Consider the following 19,990-nt stretch of genomic DNA (forward strand, 5'->3'; position numbering starts at 1 on the left):
GCTCCCTCGCCTCCCGTCCGCGCACGCGTACGGCTCGCGCCCCCAGGAGCGGAGCGCGAGCCGTACGAGATGGATCGCGGCCGATCAGGCGGCGGCGTTCCGGGCCACCGTCTGGGTCGCCGTGGCGGGCGTGAGCGCGAGGTCGAGCACCTCGCGGACGTCGCCGACCGCGTGGACGGTGAGGTCCGCCAGCACGTCCGCGGGCACGTCGTCCAGGTCGGGCTCGTTGCGCGCCGGGATCAGGACCGTCGTGATCCCGGCCCGATGGGCGGCGAGCAGCTTCTGCTTCACCCCGCCGATCGGCAGCACCCGGCCGGTGAGCGACACCTCACCGGTCATCGCGACGTCGTTCCTGACCGGGCGGCCGGACAGGAGCGAGGCCAGCGCGGTCGTCATCGTGACGCCCGCGGAGGGCCCGTCCTTGGGCACGGCGCCCGCCGGGACGTGGATGTGCACGGACCGGTCCTTGAGCGACCCGACCGGCAGTTCCAGCTCCACCCCGCGCGAGCGCAGGTAGGACAGCGCGATCTGGGCCGACTCCTTCATCACGTCGCCGAGCTGGCCGGTCAGCGTCACGCCGGTCGAGCCGGTCTCGGGGTCGGCGAGCGACGCCTCGACGTACAGGACGTCGCCGCCCGCGCCGGTGACCGCGAGGCCGGTCGCCACGCCGGGCACCGCCGTACGCTGCCGGGACTCGGGGAGGGACGACTCGGGGACGTGCCGCGGCCGGCCGAGGTAGGGCACGAGGCCGTCGCCGGACACCGCGACCGGGAGCTCGGCCTCGCCGAGCGCCACCGTGGCCGTGACCTTGCGCAGGATGCGGGCGATCGACCGTTCGAGCGACCGGACGCCTGCCTCCCGCGTGTACTCGCCCGCGAGCCCGCGCAGCGCGTCGTCGTCGATCGCCACGTCGTCCGGCGTCAGCCCGGCCTTCTCCAGCTGGCGGGGCAGCAGGTGGTCCCGGGCGATCGCCACCTTCTCGTCCTCGGTGTAGCCGTCGAGCGTGACGATCTCCATGCGGTCCAGCAGCGGGCCGGGGACCTGCTCCAGGACGTTGGCCGTCGCGAGGAAGAGCACGTCGCTGAGATCCAGCTCGACTTCGAGGTAGTGGTCGCGGAACGTGTGGTTCTGCGCCGGGTCGAGCACCTCGAGCAGCGCCGCGGTCGGGTCGCCGCGGTAGTCGGAGCCCACCTTGTCGATCTCGTCGAGCAACACGACCGGGTTCATCGACCCGGCCTCGCGGATCGCGCGGACGATCCGGCCGGGCAGCGCGCCGACGTAGGTGCGCCGGTGGCCGCGGATCTCCGCCTCGTCCCGGACACCGCCGAGCGCGACCCGGACGAACTTCCTGCCCATGGCCCGCGCGACCGACTCACCGAGCGAGGTCTTGCCCACTCCGGGCGGTCCGGCCAGCGCGAGCACCGCGCCGCTGCGGCGGCCGCCGACCACGCCGAGGCCCTGGTCGGCCCGGCGCTTGCGCACCGCGAGGTACTCGACGATGCGGTCCTTCACGTCGTCGAGCCCGGTGTGGTCGGCGTCGAGCACCGCCCTCGCGCCCGCGATGTCGTACGCGTCCGTGGTGTGGGTGCTCCACGGGATGTCCAGGACGGTGTCCAGCCAGGTGCGGATCCAGCCGGTCTCCGGCGACTGGTCGGAGGTGCGTTCGAGCTTGGCGACCTCCTTCAGCGCGGCCTCGCGGACCTTCTCCGGCAGATCTGCCGCCTCGATCCTGGCCCGGTAGTCCTCCTCCTCGTCCGCGGGGTCGCCGTTCAGCTCGGCCAGTTCCTTGCGTACGGCGGCGAGTTGCTGGCGCAGCAGGAACTCGCGCTGCTGCTTCTCCATGCCCTCCTGGACGTCCTTGCGGATGGTCTCCGCGACGTCCATCTCGGCGAGGTGGTCGCGCGCCCAGCCGACGAGCCTCTCCAGCCGCTCGACCGGGTCCGGGCTCTCCAGGAGGAGCAGCTTCTGCGGCGTGGTCAGCCAAGGGGCGTATCCCGAGCTGTCGGCGAGCACGGAGGGGTCCTCGATCTGGTTGACCGCGTCGACGACCTGCCAGGCGCCGCGCTTCTGCAGGATCGTGGTGGTGAGCGCCTTGTACTCCTTGGCCAGCTCGTCGGCCAGGGGACCGGCGGCGACCGGCTCCAGCACCGTGGCCTCGACCCAGAGCGCCGCGCCGGGGCCGGTGGTCCCGGTGCCCACGCGCATCCGGCTCACGCCGCGCACGACGGCGGCGGGCTCGCCGCCGGGCAACCGGCCGACCTGTTCGACCACGGCGGTGACGCCGACCGCGCCGTACCGGCCGTCGACGCGCGGCACCAGCAGCACCTTGCTCTCGCCGCTCCCTGCCCGTGCCGCGTCGATGGCCGCGCGGACCTCGGCGTCCGACAGGTCGAGCGGGACCACCATGCCGGGCAGGACGACCTCGTCGTCGAGGGGAAGGACGGGAAGGATCTCTGTCATCTGGTCGCTCCCAAAAGGTTGAGTTGTGCCGACTCAACTAACGAGAGCCTTCCTGTGTTCCCTTGCTTGCGCGAGTTCGCTGTGAGCGATCGTAATTGTGTAATCGGCCCGCTGCCGCCTACAGCGAGAGCACCGCCTTAACGAGTTCCACGTTGCCCGCCGCCAGGCGGCCGTCCGGAAGGGTCAGGCCGTCCTCCAGGCCGATGCGCACCTGATGCCCGTCGGCGAGCGCGGCCCGCAGCACCGGCCAGACGGTCGGCCCGTCGCCGTGGTAGAGCAGCGGGCACTCGACGCCGCCCTCCTTCAGGAGCGCGGCCATGGCGCGGGCGTGCTCGACCGCGGTCTCGGGGTCCTCGTCCATCGGCTCGATGAGGACACGGACGTTGTCCCGCAGGGTCGGGGAGGCGAGCAGGGCGGGCACGTCCTCCACGCTCCACACCGCGCTCTCCAGGATCATGCCGCGCGCGACGACCAACTCCGCCGTCTCCGCCGCCCCCTCCTCGCAGAACGCGACCGACGCGAAGTCCGGCAGCACGTTCCACGCCTTGACGCGGTCGTACCTCTCCGGGTGGCCGCCGGGGCAGGTCCACAGGCCGGTGGTGATGCCCACCACCGCACCGCCGGCGACCCGCCGCACCTCCGCGATGACGGCGTCCACGTCCTCGGGTGCGATGGACTGCTCGCCGCGGGAGTCACGCGGGTGCAGGTGGACCACGTCGGCCCCGGCCTCGATCACCTGCCGGGTCTCGGCGGCGATCTCCTCGGCGGTGACAGGGGTCGCGGCGTGCTCGGAGGTGGCGCGCCCGCCGTTGATGGCGGCTTTGATGAACACGATCAGCCTTTCATGAGGTCGTGCAGGGTGGTGGTGGCGCCGGTCAGCTCTCCGAGTGGTCTGCCCTGCCAGAGTTCCGCCACCAGGGCGGGCTCCTCCTTGTCGTCGGCCAGCGCCTCGTCGAGGACCGCCACGAGCCGGTCGGCCGGGGTGATCAGGAGCCCGTTCGCGTCGCCGAGGACGACGTCGCCCGGACGCACGGTGACGCCGGCGCAGCTCACGGGGATGTTCAGGCCCCCGTCGGGGATGCCGTGCAGCTTGGTCGTGAGCAGCGACGTGCCTCGGGCGTAGACGGGGAGGCCGAGGGCGCGCAGGGCGTCGATGTCGGTGCACGTCCCGTCGACGACCGCGCCGGCGGCACCCCTGGCGGCGAGCGCGTTCACGACCACCTCGCCCAGGGGCGCGTGCCGCAGGCCGCCGCCGCAGTCCACGACGACCACGTCTCCGGGTTCCACGATGCCCGCCGCGTGGTGCAGCATCGTGGAGTCCGTCGGCGTGATCCGTACCGTGACCGCGCGGCCGACCACGCGGCGGTCCCCGGCGAGGCGGCGCAGCTCAGGACCGGTGAAGCCGTCCTCCAGATAGTGGCCGAGCGTGGCGAAGTCCACCGCGCCGGCGCGTTCGAGCAGCGAGGGGTCGATCCGTCCGGGCAGGTCGCGCATGATGAGGGGCACGGAGCTCACACCTTTCCCACGATGATGCGGCGGTTGCGCAGCACGGGCACCGTGGCGCGGGCGTGGTCCAGCCGCTCCTTGGTGATCTCGACGGTCATCAGCGCCTGCCGCTCCTCGCCCAGAGCGCCCCGGACCACGCCCAGCGGGTCCACGACGAGGCTCTGGCCGACGCAGTCCGGACCGCTGCGCGAGGAGGCCAGCACCCAGCAGGTGTTCTCGATCGCCCGGCAGCGCACGAGGGTGCGCCAGTGGTCCTCCTTGAGGGGCCCGCGTACCCAGGCGGCGGAGACCGCGAGCACGTCGGCCCCCATCTCCACGAGTGAGCGGGTGAACTCCGGGAAGCGGACGTCGTAGCAGTTGACCAGCCCGACGTTGAAGTCACCGATGCGCACGACGCAGGGCCCGTCGTCCCCGCGCATCACGTACCGCGACTCCTGGTAGGCGAACGCGTCGTACAGGTGCATCTTGCGGTAGACGCCGAGCACCTGGCCGTCCGCGTCCACGGCCGCGACGCTGTTGTACGGCAGGGCCGCTCCGCTGTCCTCGAAGCCTCCGGCGATCAGCGCGACGCCGAGACCGGCCGCGGTGGTGCGCAGGTGGCCGAGGAACCCGGACCAGTACGCGGCGGCGGCCTCCGGCAGCGACGCCACCGCGTCGGACGGGATCATCGCCTCCTCGGGGAAGATCACGACCTGCGCTCCCGCCTCGGCGGCCTGGCGGGCCATGTCCTCGATTACGGCCTGATTCGCTGCGACATCCCCGCTCGGTTCGAACTGGGCGACGGCGACCTTCACTCTGGTTTCTCCTTGATCGTTCGTGTGCGGCGCTGCCGCGCTATTCGGCCAGGACCCGGGACCGCTGGGGCGACCAGCTGACGACGACCTCGTCACCGACCGCGACGGCGTCACCCTGGGCGCCCGCCACTTCGGCGACGAAGGGCAGCTCGCCGGGAAGCGCGCAGTGGTAGCGGACGCCGCTGCCCAGGTAGACCTCCTGCCGGAGAGTCGCCCGCAGCGACACGGCGCCGCTCTCCACCGGCGTGCCCGCGGCGGTGACACGGACGTTCTCCGGCCGCACGGCGAGGTGGACGCCGGTGCCGTCAGGCAGGTCCGTGCGCGGCACCGGTATCTCGCCGAGCCCGTCCACCGCCAGCGCGGTGCCGCCCCGGGCCAGCCGCCCGGACAGGAAGTTGGACGTGCCGATGAAGTTCGCCACGAAGCGGGTGGCGGGCGACTCGTAGATCGCCCTCGGCGTGTCGACCTGCAGGATCCGCCCCGCCTCCATGACCGCGATCCTGTCGGACATGGTGAGGGCCTCCTCCTGGTCGTGGGTGACGTAGACGAAGGTCACCCCGACCTCCCGCTGGAGCCGCTTCAGCTCCAGCTGCATGTCGGCCCTGAGCTTCTGGTCGAGCGCGCCGAGCGGCTCGTCGAGGAGGATCAGCGAAGGGTGCGACACCAGGGCCCGCGCCAGGGCGACCCGCTGCCGCTGGCCTCCGGAGAGCTGGCTGATCCTGCGCTTCTCGTAGCCTTCCAGCCGGACCAGGGCCAGCGCGTCCCGGACGGCACGCGGCACGGAGTCACGCGCCTTCTTGCGCACCTTCAGCTCGAACGCGACGTTCTCGTAGACATCGAGGTGCGGGAACAACGCGTAGCTCTGGAAGAGCATGTTGAGGTCGCGCTTGTGGGCCGGCAGGCCCGACGCGGGCACTCCGTTCAGCTCGATCTCGCCCTCGGTCGGCGTCTCGAAACCCGTGATCATCCGCATGAGCGTGGTCTTCCCGCAGCCGGAGGGACCGAGGATCGAGAAGAACTCGTTCTGCGCGATCGACAGGTCGACGCGGGAGACCGCGTATCCCTCGCCGAAGGACTTGGCCACACCGGTCAGCCGTACGGCCGGCGCCGTCGCCCGTGCCATCAGGACGCCCTGACCTTCGTCCAGCCCTGCTGGAAGTGGCGGATCGCCGGACCCGGGTCGAGCAGGAAGTCCGCCTTCGCGATGCTCTCGTCGGGCGCGTACACCGCCGCGTTCTTCAGCGCGTCGGTGTTCTTGATGTGCTCGCGGGCCTTCTCATTGGCGCTGGCCGACGCGCCGTCGTCGGTGGCCTTCGCCGCGACCTCCGGGCGGAGCAGGTAGTTGATGAACGCGTACGCGGCGTCGACGTTCTTGGCGCCCTTGGCGATGGCCAGGCCGTCGGTCCAGATCGAGCCGCCCTCCTCGGGGAGGACGTAGTGCACGTTGGAGTCGGACTGCACGGCCTTGGCCATGGAGGTGCCGCTCCACGCCTGTGTGGCGCACGCCTGGCCCGTCGACAGGAGCTGGGCGTAGTTCGTCGAGTTGTACCCGGCGAGGACGGGCTTTTGCGCGAGCAGGGCGTCCGTCGCCCTGGCGATCTGCGCCTCGTCCGTGGTGGTGGCCCGCGATCCGGTGACCTGGAGCGCGGCGATGTAGCTGGCCAGCATGTTGTCGAGCATGTAGACCTTGCCCTTGTACTTCTGGTCGAAGAGGATCTTCCAGCTCGTCACGGGCTCCTTGACGCACGCGTCGGTGTAGGCGAGACCGGTCGTGCCCCAGATCCACGGCACGCTGTACTTGAGGCCGGGATCGTAGCTCGGGTTCCGGAACTTCTCGGCGAGGTTGTCCAGGCCCTGGATCCGCGAGTGGTCGAGCGGCTCGATGAGCTGCTGCCCGATCAACTGCTGGACGGAGTACTGGCTGGGCTCGACGACGTCGTATCCGGACGCGCCGGTGCTCAGCTTGGCGGTCATCGTCTCGTTGCTGTCGAAGGTGTCGAGGGTGACCTTGATGCCGGTCTCCTGCTCGAAGCCCTTCACGACGGAGTCGGGGATCTCCCCCGCCCAGGCGTACACGTGCAGCGTGCCGCCACCGGAGGAGCCCCCCGAGGAGGAGTCCGACCCGCTCGCCCCGCAGCCGGTGGCGAGGAGGAAGGTCGCGGCCACCGCGGTGGCGAGGATGCTTCTACGCATGATGGTCCCTTTCGGAGTACGTCACTGCGGCGAGCGGTTGCCGCCGGTGAGGACCTGACGCATCTGCCGAACCCCGACGCAGACAATGATCAGGAAGGTGAACAGGACGAGGAGCGTGCCCAGCGCGTTGATCTCAGGGGTCAGTCCGCCCTTGAGCAGCGAGTAGACGCGCAGCGGCAGAGTGGTCGAGCCCACCCCGTTGGTGAAGGTGGACATCACGATGTTCCCGAAGGAGATCGTGAAGCTCAGCAGCCAGGCGGCCGCGAGAGCCTGGCGCAGCAGCGGGAACGTGACCTTGCGGAACGCCGTCCAGCCGCGGCAGCCGAGATCGGCCGCGGCCTCCCCGAGCGACGGGTCCAGCGATCCGTACGCGCCGAAGACGATCAGCGCCGCGTACGGGAGGGTCACCACCAGGTGGCCGAGGACGAGCGTGCCCATCCCCAGGCCGACGTGGAGCGCGCCGAAGATCGACAGCAGCGCCACGCCGAGCACGATCTCCGGCACCACCAGCGGGAGGAACAGCCCGGCCATGAACACGCCGCGGAACCTCGACCGGAGCCGGTTCAGCCCCATTGCCGCCAGCAGGCCGCACACCGTGGCCAGCGTCGCGGCGAGCACCGCGACCTCCACGCTGGTCAGCAGGGTCGCCAGCAGGTCGGTGTCCCCGGCGAGCTCGGCGTACCACTTGGTGCTGAAGCCGGTCCACCGGTAGGTGACGTCGGAGGCGTTGAAGGAGAGGACCACGACCGCGACGATCGGCACGTACAGGAACGCGATGACCCCGCGCGCCAGCCAGGCCGAGATCCGGTCCATCACGTGGACCCGTGGCTTGCCGCGCGTCATGCCTTCCTCCTCAACCGCCGGGTGACCACGCCGGCCGCCGCCAGGCACGCCAGGAGGAGCACCAGGAGCAGGACGGAGACCGCGGCCCCCATCGGCTGGTCGCGGAACTCCGTGTAGAGCGTGACGATCAGGTTGCCGACCAGCTGGTCCTTGCCTCCGCCGAGCAGCACGGGGATGACGAAGACGCCGAGGGTCGGCACGAACACCAGCAGGAACGCGGCGAGCAGTCCGGGCCGCGCGATGGGCAGCAGCACCTTGCCGTGCACCCGCCACCACCCGCAGCCGAGGTCGCGGGCGGCCTCGCTCAGCGAGGGGTCGATGCCGCGCAGTGAGGCGTAGATCGGGAAGATCGCGGTCGGCAGGAACGCGTAGACGAGGCCGATGAAGGAGGCGCCCTGGCTGGGGATCCATCCGGCCGGGCCGCTCGTCAGGCCGATCGCGTCGGTGACGCTGTTCACCGGCCCGCCCGGGCTGAGCAGGTTGATCCAGGCGAAGGTCCGGACGAGGAAGTCCGTCCAGAAGGGAACGATGATCAGGAGGAGCAGCCCGAGCTGCCGCTGCGGGGGCCGGCTCGCCACGTAGTACGAGACCACGTACCCGAGCACGAGGCAGGCGACGGTGGTGGCCGCGGCGACGCCCAGGCTGTAGCCGAGGACCTTCAGGAAGACGGGGTCGGCGAGCCGGCCGTAGTTGTCGAGCGTGAAACCGCCCTGGACGTTCCCGTACGCGTCGGTCCGCGCGAAGCTGTTGCGGATCACGAGGACCAGCGGCGCCACCACGAGGGCCAGGGTGACGACACCCGCGGGTGCCAGCATCGCGGCGGAGAGCGCCAGGCGCCGCACGCCCGGGGCGCCGGTCGTGCCCGGCACGGCCGTGGACGTCACGAGACGCCCACCGGGGCAGGCGACGTCGGATACATGAATCAGTCCTTTCTACGCTCCCGGGAGGAACACCGGCGGTCGGGCGGGGACGACCTGGAGCGGATGGGCACCAATGCTGGCCCTGAGTGGTCCTTGTCACCATAGGCGGCAGGTGCGATATCAGCGGAAAGGGACCGCTATTCTGACGAAAATCGCGCTAAGGGCGGGTTAACGCCTGGGAAATCAGCCGCCGAAGGGGCATGTGATGATCGACGACCTTGATCGGCACATCATCGACCAGTTGCGCGTCGACGGACGCCGCTCGTTCGGCGAGATCGGCCGTTCCATCGGACTGTCCGAGGCCGCCGTACGGGCCAGGTTCCGGCGCCTGAACCGCCGCGGCGTCGTCCAGGTCGTCGGCATGACGGACGCGGTGAAGATGGGCCAGCTGGAGGTCCACCTCGCGGTCAGGGTCCAGCACATCCCCGTCGCGCTGGTCGCCCGCGAGCTGTCCCGGATGGCGGAGGTGCAGTACGTGGCCTCCTGCGTGGGGCCCTACGACCTGATCGCGGACGTGCGGTGCCAGGACATCAGCCACCTCGCGGAGCTGCTCACCGAGCGGGTCAGACGGATCAACGGCGTCGAGCACGCGGAGGCGCTGACGGTCCTCGAAGTGCTCAAGGACACCTATCTCTGGGCCGGGTTCCGCGAGGTGCCGGTCAGGCCAGGTGATCAGATTCTTCCGCGGTGACGCCCCGGCCCACCGCCGAGGAGAGCCCGTTCCACGAGTAGTCCTTGAACAGCTCCAGCAGGAGGAGCACCTGGACGCCGGACACTCCGGGCAGCATGCGGATCTCATCGAGCAGGCGGACGAGCTGCGCCTGGTCCCGGCAGGTCGCCTCCACGAAGATGTCCTGGCTGCCCGCGCACAGGGCGACGTGGTTGATCATCGCCATGTCCGTCAGGCTCTTGGCCACCGCCCGGGGCGTGAGATCGCGCACCCGGATCATCAGGCGGACGGACTGATGGCCGAGCGTGAGCGGGTTGCACAGCGCGACGATGCGCAGCAGACCGCTCTCCTGCAGGCGGCCGACCCGCTGGCGGACCGTGGCCTCGGCGATGCCCAGCTCACGGGCCAGAGCCGTGTACGGGGCGCGCCCGTCACGGGTGAGCGTCTGGATGATCCGGCGATCCAGATCGTCGATCACGTGTGCCTCCCGGTGGCCGTCCCGTCCCGTCACGTATCGGCATGTCAGCCTACGAGCCGTACGGCAATGGCCGGACAGTGTGCGGAATGTCAGCCGTGTCCCCTATCTTCGCGATCAGCAACCGAAAGGGGCCGTCGTGTACCGGCAGGGAGACATCCTGATCGTTCCTGTGGCCGAGGAGGCCGTGCCCACGGAGGCGCGGACGCTGCCACCGCAGCCGCGAGACGCGCGTGGCCGCCTCGTCCTCGCCCTGGGAGAGGCGACAGGCCATGCCCATGCGATCCCCGGTCCCGGCACCCTGCTGCTCGATCCGAGCCCGCGTAACCCCGGCTTCCTGCACCTGCCCTCGGGCGGGCGGCTCGTGCACGAGGAGCACGACGCGATCTCCCTCCCGAAGGGGTGGTACCGCGTGATCAGGCAGCGCGAGTACGTCCCCGGAGCGTTCCGCGTGGTGGCCGACTGATGACGACCGATCTCACCACGTCCCTCACCACGTCCCTCACCACGGCCGAGGTGACCGTCACCTGGCGCGAGGCCGCGCTCGCCACCGGCCCCGCCGACCGTGCCGCCGCCGAAGACGGCGTACGGCGCGCCTACCGCGACGCCGGGCTGTCCGAGCCCGAGCACATCCTCTGGTTCGACTCCCCGGCGGCCGGAGCCGTCGCGGCCGCCGCGCTGTCCGGCGGCCCGGAAGCGCGCGCGGCGATCATCGCCGCAGGGCTCGACCGGGCCGCCGACCAGGTCCTGGCCCAGGTCGGTACGGCTCCCGCCGGCCGGAGCGTCCGTGACTCCGTACGCACCGGGCCGTGGGAACGCGCGCGCCGCGCCGTCCACGAGGCGCTCGGCCCGGCCGGCTGGTCGGGCGCCTGGGCGTCGAGCGGCGGCGAGCTGTGGCCCCCGGTGAACCGGCTGGTCCTCGAGATCCGGCGGGCGATCGCTGAGACGGACGAGTTGCTGCGCCGGGTGACGCTCGACGCCGTCCTCGGCCAGCACGACGCCGCGTGGCTCTGCGTCTTCGCGCCCGACGCCGGAGTGGTCCGCGAGATCCTGTCCGGAGTCGCTGAGACGGAGCGGTCCGCGCTCGGCGCCCTCTGCCAGGTCGCGCGGGCGGCCGGATGGTGGTGGCCGTTCGAACGCGTCGCGCTGCTGTGCGAGCGGCCCGTGGAGCTGCACCTCGACGACCTCGGACGCCTCCACCGGGCCGACGGCCCCGCGATGCTCTTCGCCGACGGCTTCGCGCTGCAGGCGTGGCACGGGATGCCCGTCCCCGCCGATTTCGGCGCGACCATGGCCACGCTGGACGCCGGGCGCATCCGCTCCGAGAGCAACGCCGAGCTGCGCCGGGTCATGCTGGAGCACTTCGGCTATGACCGCTACCTCGCCGACTCCGGCGCGTCCCCGATCCACGCCGACGAGACGGGCGTGCTGTGGCGGATCGCCCTGCCCGACGACGAGGACGTCCTCATGGTCGAGGTGGTCAACTCCACCCCCGAGCCGGACGGCACCCGCCGCACCTACTTCCTGCGCGTGCCCCCATGGGTCGTACGGGCGCGGCAAGGCGTGGCCTGGACCTTCGGTGTCACGGAGGAGGAGTACCGCCCCGAGCGCGAGACCTGACCACCGCCTCGCGACGCGCGTTCAGGCCCGGGCGGGCCGCCCGGCCGGGATCCGTTCGAGGATCCCGCCGGCGAACACGTCGTACAGGCCGAGCGGCTCCAGGTGGACGTACCCGATGTGGCAGTCGCAGGTGGCCGCGGGACACGGCCGGGGCCGCAGCGCCCGGTCGAACGACCCGTCGTAGAGGTTGCCGATCACCTCGGGGACGAAGTGGCACCGCCGGACCGTGCCGTCGCCGATCACCGAGACCACGGTCTCACCGGTACGGCAGGCCAGCCCGGCGCTCGCGTGCGCGAGTCGGCTGTAGCCGAACAGCGGGTCGATCACGGCCCACTCCGCCGCCTCGTCGTCGGTGTACACGCGCCCCTCCTCGGCGTTCACCCACAGGTAGGTGCTCGCGGGCAGGTCGGCCCGCAGTCTGCGGGCGGTGCCGAGGTGGTCGGGGTGGCCGACGATGCCCACGCTGTGCCGTACGCCGTGTCCGGTCAGGTCGCGGCACTTGGCGAGGAACCGGTCGTAGGCCACCTGGCTCGGGTGACAGGTCACCCACAGCGCCAGCCGGGTGAGATCGGCCTCGTCGAGCCAGCCGGTGCGGCAGCTCAGGTTCGTCTGGATGACCACCCTCCGCACGTGGGAGAGGTGGCTGAGCTCGACCATGGCCTTCCGGTACCAGGAGCGGACCAGGCCCTCGCCCCATGGCGTGAAGAGCACGGAGACCGGATGATCGCGCCCGGCCACCCACGCCGTGAAGCGCTCCAGCGCCGCCCGGTCGGCACGCAGCCGCTCCGGACTGTCCCGCCGCTTGGCGAAGGGGCAGTACGCGCAGTCGTAGTCGCAACTCGCCAGCGGGCCCCGGTACAGGATCGACAGATGCCCATCCTGGTCACGACCCCCTGTGGGCCGGGTCTCCGACCGGCAGCGGAGACCGGGGTCCGAGAGCACGAGCGGGAGCCGGATCCTGTCGTTCACCGTTCCTCGTAACCGTCCATCAGCGCCACGACCCGGCCCGAGAACAGCGCGGGCCCGATGGCGTCGGAGTAGGCCAGCCCCTCGGCGGTGAGCCGCAGCCGGACGGCGTCCGCCTCCAGCCATCCCCGCTCGGCGAAGCGTGCGAGCTCCCCGCCGAAGTCCACGAGCACGTCGGCGTCGAACCGTTTCAGGTAGTCGGAACGGGAGAGCCCCTCCGCCTGGAGCAGCGACTGGATCAGATGCCGGCGCCGCCGCTCCTCGTCGTCCAGACGGAATCCGACGTTCGCCACCTCGAACTCCTCGCGCGGCAGCCGGACGTACTCGTCGATGATCGCCCGGACGTGACCGGCGCCCACGGCGTACTCGTAGGAGTAGTGCAGGTCACGGGTGTAGGAGCGGGCGCCGCAGCCGAGACCCACCATGCCGTCGGTCTGGCAGCTGTATTCCGTGGCGCCGCCGTGGCCGGGAAGGCGGAACATGCGCATCGAGACCTGCTCGTATCCGGCCGCCAGCAGGTGGTCGCGACCGGCGCGGTACAGCTCCAGCCGCTGGTCGTCCCAGGCCCGCCCCTGCCTCCCGAGCCCGGTCAGCGGCCGGACGTACAGGGGGTAGAGGTACAGCTCCTCCGGCCGCCAGGCGAGCGCGGCGTCGAGCGAGTACCGCCAGGAGTCCGTGGTCTGACCGTCGATCCCGTAGATCAGGTCGATGTTCAGCGCCTCGAACCCCTGCGCGCGGATCGCGGACAGGGCCGCCTCCACCTCGGCGCGCCGCTGCGGTCGTACGGCGGCGCGGGCCTCGGCGTCGACGAAGCTCTGCACGCCGATCGACACGCGGGTGGTGCCCCGTTCGGCCAGGACGGCCAACCGGTCGGGAGTGGCGGTCGCGGGCGAGGTCTCCACCGCCAGCGGGACGGCCCGCAGGTCAGCCCCCATGATGCGTTCGGTCAGGTCGAACAGCCGGGTCAGCTCCGCCGCGCTGAGATAGGTCGGCGTACCGCCGCCGATCGCGGCCGTGACGAACCGGGGGTTCTCCCCGAGCGCGTCGCGTACGGCTTCCGCCTGCCGTTCGAGGGCGGCCAGGTAGGCCGAGGTCAGCTCCTCGGGCGCGCCGGTCCGGGTGAACAGGTTGCAGAACCCGCACCGCATCTCGCAGAAGGGGATGTGCAGGTAGAGGAAGAGGGCGTCCGTCCGCTCCCCCGCCCACACGTCACGGAGCCGGGGGCGCGGGTCGAGCTCCCGGTAGGCCGTCTTGTGCGGGTAGGCGTACACATAGCCCTGGTACGGACGGCCGGTGCCGTCCTCGGTCTGGTTCACATCACTCTCCGGTCGGCGCGGGCGGTGTGGCCCGGTCAAGTACGAACTCCGCGTAGGGGACGGTCCACACCACCTCGTGCCCGATCCGATGGCCGGTGTGGCCGTCCTCGCCGTAGGCGGTGCCGTGGTCGGAGCAGACGATCGCGAAACACGGTCGGCGCGCCGTCATCAGGGCGAACAGCCGCCCGACGTGCCGGTCCACGTACTCCAGGGCGGCGGCGTGGCTCTCCCGGGTGTCACCGTGCTCGCGGGTCGCCCCGGCCAGGTGGAACCAGTTCGGCTGGTGCAGCGCCGACACGTTGAGCAGCAGGAACACCGGCCGCCCGGCATCGCGCAGCGCCCTTTCCGCGCAGTCGATCTGCCGCTCGAAGGAGCGCTCCGAGGTCACGCCGAACTCGGGCGCCCAGTGGCTCTCCGCGAACAACCCCGGCAGGGTCGAGCCGAGCGGGGTCAGCTTGTTGAAGAAACCCACTCCCCCGACGCACACGGTGTGGTAGCCCGCCGCGGCCAGGCCCGACGGCAGATCGGGCGCGTCGAAGACCCAGGTGCCGGACGCGGTCGTCTCGCTGCCCGGGAACACGGCGGCGAACGGCCGGGGATGCGGCCCCGGTTCGGCCGGTGTGGGCAGGAATCCGGCGAGCATCGCGGCGTGCGCGGCGTAGGTGAAGTTTCCGGGGCTGTGGCGGCGTTCCCAGCGCCCTCCGGGAAGGACGCGGGCGAGATTGGGCAGCCGTCCCGCCTCGGCCAGCTCCGCCGCGACGTCGTACCGCAGCGTGTCGAGTGTCACCAGCAGGATGTCGTGGCTGCCCACGACCGTGTTCATGTCACGCACGCCGTCTCCTCCTCGCCCCGCTCGCCCGGCTCCTGCCGCGGCTCCGGCACCGATGACGCCGCGAACCGTCCTCCGAGCACGGCCGCGACCTGCGTGGCGTACGTGTCGAGGCCCGCGCCCGGAGTGCCGGGGAGACCGGGCAGGCCGGGCAGCAGGTCACCGAAGGCGTTGACCTCGGCGACGGCCACGGAGCGGAAGCCGGTCGCGACCAGGAGGTCGACGCCGACGGCCAGGCTGCGCGGGAAGCAGGCGGCGGCCCGCGCGCACACGTCCATGGCGTGGTCCCATCCCGCGTCCCCGAGCCTGCCCGCGACGGCGTCGAGATCGCCGCGGACACCGCCGAGGTGCAGGTTCGTCATGGGGCTGCGACTGGCGCGCACCACGGCGTGCGTCGGCGTCCCGGCCACGCACACCACGCGCAGGTCGAACGCCCGGCCCGCGATGGACGCCTTGGGAAACCAGCGCTCGACGTGCAGCCCGTCGGGAGCCAGCGCGCCGACGATCGCCGCGACGTCGTCCTCGGTCTCGTACGTCCGGATCCGCAGCGAGTTGTGCAGCGACGGGCCGGGGCCGAGGTCCGCCGAGGTCACCGCCTTGACCCGGGCTCCGTGCGCCTGGAAGGCGATCACGCCGGAGGCCGACGAGCCGTGGGCGGGCTTGACGAAGACCCGCGCCCAGCGCCGCCGCGCCATCGCCTCCCGCAGCTCGCCGTACGAGGAGATCGGGCCGGGCAGGGCGTCCGGGACGGGGACGCCCGCGGCCTGGAGCCGCCGGTGGGTCAGTCGCTTGTCGAACATCACCGCGATCTCGCCGGGGTCGCCGAGCAGGTGTGCCGACGGCGTGGCCTCGGTGAGATCGCGGACCCGCGCCAGGCCCGCCGTGAAGGTGCGGTACCACCGGGCGCCGCCCGCGACCCGGCTCGGATCGCCGGGGCCGCGCAGCAGGGCGTCGGCCCGCGCGTCCTCCCCGGGCGAGTCGATCCGTACCAGAGCGCCGGGCGGGATGAGCGCCTCACCCGCCGCGAGGACATCGCACCAGGGGATCACGATCGGCGTGGGCAGGCCGTGGCGGACCACCGCGTCGCCGAACATCGTCACCCTGCGGTCGCCGGGTGTGCCGACGACGGCGAACCGCGCCGGTCCACCGCTCATTCGTTCGGACCGCTCACTCGTCCAGACCGCTCACTCGTCCACCGCGACGTAGCGCCAGACCTCGCCGTCGCCGTCGTCCTCGCCCTGCTCCTGATCGGAGAGATCGACCTCGACGCCGGGCAGCGCCTCCTGGACGCGCTTGATCATCTCGTCGCTCAGGTAGTGGTGGTGCAGGTCCAGCCGCCGCAGGTGCGTGAGCGGCTGGCCGGTGAGCAACGCCTCGGCACCGGCGTCGGTGAGCATGCCCATGGACAGGCTGAGCGTCTCCAGCCGGGCGACGACCGGAGCGGTCGCCACGGCGGCGGCGATCTCGTCCTCGATCTCGCTGTCCTGCAGCCCCAGGTAGCGCAGCGCGGGCAACCGCACGCCGGAAAGGATCTCCTCCATGTCGCCAAGAGTGGCGTCGCCGCCGTACTGCTCGACACCGAGCCACAGCTCCAGATGCTCCAGAGCAGGAAGATCGCAATTGCCCACCGCGCGGACGACGGCACCCGGCAGGCCACCGGTCTCCAGCCGGAGCGTCCTCAGCGACTCGTGCCGGACCGGGCGCAGCCCGAGCCCCGTGCCACCCCGCACATCCAGCCGCTCAAGCAGTGGGAACGCCTCAAGCAGCGGCGTCACGTCGGACTGGTGGATCCAGGAGATCTCACACTCCTCCATCGGCATCGCGCCAAGGAAGAGGGAACGCAACGCCGGAAAGCGTGCGGCGTTGTCGACCAGGAGACGAACCACCTCCTCGGAGGAGGTGTCGTACGCCTCCTGCCAGGAGCCGATCACGACGGCGGAGACCTTCGTCGTGTCCACCCGCTCCATGAACCGGGCGAACATGTCGGCATAGTCGCGGTTGGAATCGTAGACCTCGGCCGACAGCCGCCAGGCCACCGAATCCGGAGCCGGAAGGTCACCGGTCTCGTCATCCGGATCAAACTGCGTGACCTGAAGGCCCGCGTACCGATCCCGGTAGTCCCGGGTGTAGCCCTCGTTCTCGTCGTACTCCGCCATGCCGAACTCCTCGCCGGGGAAAGCTGCGGGACTGTCCTACCAGAGCGCGCCGACACTTCCCGAATCGGAGACCTCCCCCTCACGCGGGCCGCGGCCACGGACCATGATGGGCCGTGTGGAACCTGACCAGATCCGGCTCCGGTCCGCCACGGGGCGATGGACCATCCTCGCGACCGTGCTCGGATCCGGGATGGCGATGCTCGACAGCACCGTGGTCAACGTCGCCCTTCCCACGCTCGGCCGGGATCTCAGGGCGGGCATGTCCGATCTCCAGTGGACGATCAACGCCTACACGCTCACCCTGGCGGCCCTGATCCTGCTCGGCGGCTCGCTCGGCGACCGGTTCGGCAGGCGAAGGATCTTCCTCGTCGGCATCGTCTGGTTCGCGTTGGCCTCGGCCCTGTGCGGCGTGGCTCCCAACGTCCCGGTGCTCGTGATCGCCCGTGCGCTCCAGGGCATCGGCGGCGCGCTCCTCACCCCCGGATCATTGGCGATCATCCAGGCGAGCTTCCCGCACGACGACCGCCCCCGCGCGATCGGCCTGTGGTCCGGCCTGGGCGGGGTCGCCGCCGCCGTCGGGCCGCTGGTCGGCGGCTGGCTGGTGGAGGCGGCAGGCTGGCACTGGGTCTTCCTGATCAATGTCCCGATCGCGGCCGTCACCGTCCTGGTCACCGTCCGGCACGTGCCGGAGAGCCGGGACACCGCGGCCTCGGGGCGTTTCGACGTCCTGGGATCGGCGCTCGCCGCCCTGGCCCTCGCGGGCGTCACGTACGGCCTGATCGAACCGGGCGCCGGGAGGGTCGCGCTGGTCGCCGGGTTGGTGCTGGCCGCCTGCTTCGCCGTCCTGGAGGTCCGGCGCTCACCGGAGGCCCTGGTCCCGGTGCAGATCTTCTCCTCCCGGGTCTTCACCTCCATCAACATCGTCACGATGATCATGTACGCGGCGATGGGCGTGGTCTTCTTCCTGCTCGTGGTCCAGCTCCAGGTCTCCTCCGGCTTCTCACCGATCGCCGCGGGATCGGCGATGCTGCCCGTCACGATCCTCATGCTGCTGCTGTCGGCCCGCGCCGGAGACCTGGCCAGGCGGGTGGGCCCCCGGATCCCGATGACCGTGGGCATCCTGGCGTGCGCCGCGGGGATCCTGCTGATGAGCCGCATCGGCCCCGGCTCCACCTATCTCGTGGACGTGTTCCCGGCGGCGACGCTGTACGGCCTCGGCCTTTCGGCGGCGGTCGCCCCGCTGACCGCGACGGTCCTGGCGTCGGCCAGGGAGCGGTACGCGGGCCTCGCCAGCGGCATCAACAACGCCGTGGCCCGCACCGGCAGCCTGCTCGCGGTCGCGGCGATCCCCCCGCTCGTCGGCCTGACCGGGAGCGCGTACAACTCTCCGGAGGAGTTCACCGCCGGCTTCCACACGGCGATGCTGGTCAGCGCCGCCATGCTGGCCGTCTCCGCCGCGCTCGCGTTCTCCACGATCAGGACGAACGTGCTGGTGGTGGCTCCCGCGCCCGCCGGCCGTACACACTGCGGGATCGCGGCGCCGCCGCTCGAGCGCACCGACTGATCAGGCGACCGGGGCGGCGGGAGAGCGCACGTGCGCCGTCCCGAAGAAGCCGATGTTCCGGTACGGCGACGCGGAGCCGCACGGGCTCCTATCGTGATCTGGTGCGCGCGACCATTCTGAGCGGATTTGTCATGGGCAGGTCTGTCACGAGCAGATTTGCCATGGGCAGGTTTGTCATGGGCAGATTCGCGCCCCGCCTCCTCGCCGGTGTCCTCGCCGCCACGACGGCGGCCTGTGCGGCGAACTCCGGCGCGGGCGCCTCCGCGCCTCCCACGCCGGTGGCCGCCTCGCCCGCGGGCCCGGGGCCGGTTATCGGCGCTCCCACGGCGACACCGGCGGCGAGCGCGCGGAAGGCCGCGAAGGCCCATGACTACAACGGCGACGGGTACGCCGACCTGGTCATCGGCGCACCGGATGGAACGGTGAACGGTGCGAAGGGCGCCGGTCACGTGAACGTGGTGTACGGCTCCACGACCGGCGTGACCGGCGCGGACCGGCACGTCATCGGCAGGGGCGGCGCGGCCGTGAAGGGCGAGGGATTCGGCGCGACCCTCGCCTCCGGAGACATCGACGGCGACGGATACGCCGATCTGGTGATCGGCGCACCGGGCAAGGGCGGGCGGACGGGATCCGTGGCGATCGCCTTCGGCGGCGGACGGGGACTCACCGACCAGACCGTCACGCCGGCGCAGCCCGAGGGCACCATCGGATTCGGCGCCGCGCTGGCCGTCGGCGACTTCGACCACGACGGCCACGACGACCTGGCGGTGGCCACCTTCGACACGGTATGGGTGACCTCCGGAGGGAAGGCGGTCCGCGAGGGAACGGCGACCTGGAAGACCGTCATGGGCCCCACCGCCCGCGTCGCCACTCTCGCGGCCGGTGACGTCGACGGGGACGGGTACGCCGACCTCGCCGTGGTCTACTCCGAGGACGACCCGGCCGACGAGGGCACCGGTGTGGTGTACCGGGGGTCGCGGTCGGGACTGGCGGGCCGCCTGCCCGGAACGTTCCCGGGCTGGGGCGTGGGCGACGTGGCGATCGGCGACCTCGACGGCGACGGCTACGGCGACGTGGTCGCGGGCAACGCCTACGCCGACGCCGAGGACGAGGGAGGCCAGATCTACGTCAGCCGTGGCTCCGCCGAGGGCCTGCGGGGCACGCGCGCGCTGTGGACGCTGACGTCTCCCGGCATGCCGCGGCCGCCCGCGGACACGAGCGGCTTCGGAGGGGCGGTCGCGGTCGGCGACGTCAACGGCGACGGGTACGCCGACGTCGCGGTCGGCGCGAGCGGCGGAGCCGGGGCGGCCTTCGTCCTGTACGGCGGCGAGGACGGGTTGTCGACGCGGGGCGCCCAGGTGTTCGACCTCCGGTCCGCCGGAGTCCGGGGTGACTTCCTCCAGGGGTTCGGCCAGGAGGTGGCCCTGGCCGACCTCGACGGGAACGGCGGGGCCGAGCTCATCGTCTCCACCCGCGCCGAGGAACGCGTGACCGTGCTCTCTCCCGCAGGAGGTCCGGAGCGGAGCGGCGCGGGCGGGGTGGGGAAGCCCGGCACGCAGTTCGCCCCCGAGCAGCAGGGTGAGGGGTTCGGCCGTCCGCTGAACTGAACGCGCCCCCGTCTGTGCCGACCGCCGACCGCTGCCCGCCTCAGGATGTCGCGAACACGCGGCCGAGTTCA

Annotated in this window: 19 protein-coding genes; 5 read left to right on the plus strand and 14 right to left on the minus strand. The window is 71.7% G+C overall.

Translation table 11 applies throughout. The annotated features are described in order from the left end of the window. Positions 1–84: 84 nt before the first annotated feature. The 8 genes from lon to AB0I59_RS38030 form a co-directional block, all read right to left on the minus strand. Entirely contained in the window at positions 85–2,460 is a 2,376-nt protein-coding gene (lon, locus tag AB0I59_RS37995) for an endopeptidase La (protein WP_061260210.1), read from the minus strand. A 118-nt stretch (positions 2,461–2,578) separates the two neighbouring features. After that, a complete protein-coding gene (locus AB0I59_RS38000) occupies positions 2,579–3,292 on the minus strand; it encodes a 3-keto-5-aminohexanoate cleavage protein (protein WP_358141002.1) in 714 nt (237 codons plus the stop codon). 2 nt (positions 3,293–3,294) lie between these two features. Next, positions 3,295–3,966 carry an RraA family protein gene (locus AB0I59_RS38005; protein ID WP_082777517.1) on the minus strand — a complete coding sequence of 224 codons (672 nt, stop codon included), beginning with the start codon at positions 3,964–3,966 and terminating at the stop codon, positions 3,295–3,297. 5 nt (positions 3,967–3,971) lie between these two features. Further along, on the minus strand, positions 3,972–4,760 hold the full coding sequence (locus AB0I59_RS38010) for a carbon-nitrogen hydrolase family protein (protein WP_358141005.1): 789 nt from the start codon (positions 4,758–4,760) through the stop codon (positions 3,972–3,974). A gap of 40 nt (positions 4,761–4,800) precedes the next feature. Further along, positions 4,801–5,883, minus strand: coding sequence for an ABC transporter ATP-binding protein (locus AB0I59_RS38015; RefSeq protein ID WP_358141007.1), 1,083 nt, complete (start codon positions 5,881–5,883; stop codon positions 4,801–4,803). After that, positions 5,883–6,953 carry an ABC transporter substrate-binding protein gene (locus AB0I59_RS38020; protein WP_061260206.1) on the minus strand — a complete coding sequence of 357 codons (1,071 nt, stop codon included), beginning with the start codon at positions 6,951–6,953 and terminating at the stop codon, positions 5,883–5,885. The genes AB0I59_RS38015 and AB0I59_RS38020 overlap by 1 nt, the downstream gene beginning before the upstream one ends. A gap of 21 nt (positions 6,954–6,974) precedes the next feature. Continuing rightward, positions 6,975–7,796 carry an ABC transporter permease gene (locus tag AB0I59_RS38025; protein ID WP_358141010.1) on the minus strand — a complete coding sequence of 274 codons (822 nt, stop codon included), beginning with the start codon at positions 7,794–7,796 and terminating at the stop codon, positions 6,975–6,977. Next, positions 7,793–8,680 (minus strand): ABC transporter permease, encoded by an 888-nt coding sequence (locus tag AB0I59_RS38030; RefSeq protein WP_358141013.1) that lies wholly within the window; start codon positions 8,678–8,680, stop codon positions 7,793–7,795. Before AB0I59_RS38030 ends, AB0I59_RS38025 begins: the two co-directional genes overlap by 4 nt. A gap of 241 nt (positions 8,681–8,921) precedes the next feature. Between AB0I59_RS38030 and AB0I59_RS38035 the strand changes: the two genes are divergently transcribed. Further along, the gene (locus AB0I59_RS38035) at positions 8,922–9,407 is read left to right on the plus strand and encodes an Lrp/AsnC family transcriptional regulator (RefSeq protein ID WP_063818963.1); all 486 of its coding nucleotides are present in this window, start codon (positions 8,922–8,924) and stop codon (positions 9,405–9,407) included. On the opposite strand, the gene AB0I59_RS38040 is transcribed toward AB0I59_RS38035, so the two are convergent. Next, positions 9,376–9,864 (minus strand): Lrp/AsnC family transcriptional regulator, encoded by a 489-nt coding sequence (locus AB0I59_RS38040; RefSeq protein ID WP_061260204.1) that lies wholly within the window; start codon positions 9,862–9,864, stop codon positions 9,376–9,378. The two genes, AB0I59_RS38035 and AB0I59_RS38040, sit on opposite strands and share 32 nt — an antisense overlap. Before the next feature lie 136 nt (positions 9,865–10,000). On the opposite strand from AB0I59_RS38040, the gene AB0I59_RS38045 reads away from it, so the two are divergent. Both AB0I59_RS38045 and AB0I59_RS38050 read left to right on the plus strand, forming a co-directional pair. Continuing rightward, positions 10,001–10,327, plus strand: a complete 327-nt coding sequence (locus AB0I59_RS38045) for a DUF8820 family protein (RefSeq protein WP_358141017.1) — start codon at positions 10,001–10,003, stop codon at positions 10,325–10,327. Next, positions 10,327–11,481, plus strand: a complete 1,155-nt coding sequence (locus AB0I59_RS38050) for a DUF6745 domain-containing protein (protein ID WP_358141020.1) — start codon at positions 10,327–10,329, stop codon at positions 11,479–11,481. Before AB0I59_RS38045 ends, AB0I59_RS38050 begins: the two co-directional genes overlap by 1 nt. A 21-nt stretch (positions 11,482–11,502) precedes the next feature. On the opposite strand, the gene AB0I59_RS38055 is transcribed toward AB0I59_RS38050, so the two are convergent. The 5 genes from AB0I59_RS38055 to AB0I59_RS38075 form a co-directional block, all read right to left on the minus strand. Then, complete coding sequence (locus tag AB0I59_RS38055; RefSeq protein ID WP_358141066.1) at positions 11,503–12,351, minus strand: STM4011 family radical SAM protein; 849 nt, start codon at positions 12,349–12,351, stop codon at positions 11,503–11,505. A 95-nt stretch (positions 12,352–12,446) separates the two neighbouring features. Then, the gene (locus AB0I59_RS38060) at positions 12,447–13,763 is read right to left on the minus strand and encodes an STM4012 family radical SAM protein (protein ID WP_358141023.1); all 1,317 of its coding nucleotides are present in this window, start codon (positions 13,761–13,763) and stop codon (positions 12,447–12,449) included. 1 nt (position 13,764) lies between these two features. Then, entirely contained in the window at positions 13,765–14,586 is an 822-nt protein-coding gene (locus AB0I59_RS38065) for an STM4013/SEN3800 family hydrolase (protein ID WP_358141069.1), read from the minus strand. After that, positions 14,583–15,746, minus strand: coding sequence for an STM4014 family protein (locus AB0I59_RS38070; protein ID WP_358141026.1), 1,164 nt, complete (start codon positions 15,744–15,746; stop codon positions 14,583–14,585). The genes AB0I59_RS38065 and AB0I59_RS38070 overlap by 4 nt, the downstream gene beginning before the upstream one ends. Positions 15,747–15,776: 30 nt before the next feature. Further along, positions 15,777–16,748 (minus strand): STM4015 family protein, encoded by a 972-nt coding sequence (locus AB0I59_RS38075; RefSeq protein ID WP_358141029.1) that lies wholly within the window; start codon positions 16,746–16,748, stop codon positions 15,777–15,779. Between the two features lie 106 nt (positions 16,749–16,854). Between AB0I59_RS38075 and AB0I59_RS38080 the strand changes: the two genes are divergently transcribed. Further along, positions 16,855–18,312: an MFS transporter gene (locus AB0I59_RS38080; protein WP_358141072.1), complete on the plus strand. Its 1,458-nt coding sequence runs from the start codon at positions 16,855–16,857 to the stop codon at positions 18,310–18,312. 176 nt (positions 18,313–18,488) lie between these two features. Then, positions 18,489–19,919 (plus strand): FG-GAP and VCBS repeat-containing protein, encoded by a 1,431-nt coding sequence (locus tag AB0I59_RS38085; RefSeq protein ID WP_358141032.1) that lies wholly within the window; start codon positions 18,489–18,491, stop codon positions 19,917–19,919. Positions 19,920–19,990 lie beyond the last annotated feature (71 nt).

The sequence above is a fragment of the Microtetraspora glauca genome (genome assembly GCF_040656155.1).
In the GTDB taxonomy this organism is placed as follows: domain Bacteria; phylum Actinomycetota; class Actinomycetes; order Streptosporangiales; family Streptosporangiaceae; genus Microtetraspora; species Microtetraspora glauca.

Bases quoted from the DNA above. Each gene is read 5' to 3' on its own strand.
- lon (WP_061260210.1), bottom strand. From the start codon at position 2,460: ATGACAGAGATCCTTCCCGTCCTTCCCCTCGACGACGAGGTCGTCCTG.
- AB0I59_RS38015 (WP_358141007.1), bottom strand. From the start codon at position 5,883: ATGGCACGGGCGACGGCGCCGGCCGTACGGCTGACCGGTGTGGCCAAG.
- AB0I59_RS38020 (WP_061260206.1), bottom strand. From the start codon at position 6,953: ATGCGTAGAAGCATCCTCGCCACCGCGGTGGCCGCGACCTTCCTCCTC.
- AB0I59_RS38025 (WP_358141010.1), bottom strand. From the start codon at position 7,796: ATGACGCGCGGCAAGCCACGGGTCCACGTGATGGACCGGATCTCGGCC.
- AB0I59_RS38035 (WP_063818963.1), top strand. From the start codon at position 8,922: ATGATCGACGACCTTGATCGGCACATCATCGACCAGTTGCGCGTCGAC.
- AB0I59_RS38050 (WP_358141020.1), top strand. From the start codon at position 10,327: ATGACGACCGATCTCACCACGTCCCTCACCACGTCCCTCACCACGGCC.
- AB0I59_RS38065 (WP_358141069.1), bottom strand. From the start codon at position 14,586: ATGAACACGGTCGTGGGCAGCCACGACATCCTGCTGGTGACACTCGAC.
- AB0I59_RS38070 (WP_358141026.1), bottom strand. From the start codon at position 15,746: ATGAGCGGTGGACCGGCGCGGTTCGCCGTCGTCGGCACACCCGGCGAC.
- AB0I59_RS38075 (WP_358141029.1), bottom strand. From the start codon at position 16,748: ATGGCGGAGTACGACGAGAACGAGGGCTACACCCGGGACTACCGGGAT.
- AB0I59_RS38080 (WP_358141072.1), top strand. From the start codon at position 16,855: ATGGGCCGTGTGGAACCTGACCAGATCCGGCTCCGGTCCGCCACGGGG.
- AB0I59_RS38085 (WP_358141032.1), top strand. From the start codon at position 18,489: ATGGGCAGATTCGCGCCCCGCCTCCTCGCCGGTGTCCTCGCCGCCACG.